1 pseudogene and 1 other annotated feature are annotated in these 584 nt (G+C 64.6%); the pseudogene reads right to left on the bottom strand.

The features are described 5' to 3' along the window. Positions 1-584, bottom strand: a pseudogene (locus tag QYH69_RS35980) (IS3 family transposase); the annotation flags it as partial. Beyond that, positions 340-456 (bottom strand) — a sequence feature (AL1L pseudoknot). It overlaps the preceding pseudogene by 117 nt.

Genomic DNA, 584 nt, shown 5'->3' with positions numbered 1-584 from the left:
TAAAATCCGCGACCCACAGCGCGTTCGGCCGCTCGGCCTGGAACTGACGTTTGACCCGGTCCAGCGGGCACGGCACTGCATCGTCGCGCTGCGTCGTCCTGATCCGGCGCCCACGCCGTACACCTTCGAGGCCCATCACCTTCATCAGGCGCGCAACCGTGCAGCGCGCGACCTTTACGCCATCGCGCAACAACTGGCGCCAGACCTTGCGCACTCCATACACGCCAAAGTTCTCCTCCCAGACCGCCCGATGAGAGCCTTCAGTTCAATATCGCGACGCGCTCGTACTGACCATTGCTCCGGATCGCTGCGTCGCCCGGCGTGCCGGTAATACGTCGACGGCGCGATCGGCAGCAGGCGGCAGATCGGCTCGATACCGTAGACGTCGCGATGCTCGTCGATGAACGCGATCATGGCTTCGACCGGCGGTCGAGCTCCGCCTGCGCGAAATATGCGGAGGCCTTGCGCAGGATCTCGTTGGCCGTGCGCAGTTCACGATTCTCGCGCTCCAGTTCCTTCAGACGCGCCAGCTCCGAAGTTGTCGCGCCCGCTCGTTGCCCACGGTCGCGCTCAGCCTGAATGAT

This window comes from Paraburkholderia sp. SARCC-3016 (assembly GCF_031119615.1).
Taxonomy (GTDB): domain Bacteria; phylum Pseudomonadota; class Gammaproteobacteria; order Burkholderiales; family Burkholderiaceae; genus Paraburkholderia.
This window is presented reverse-complemented; position numbering and strand designations above follow the sequence as displayed.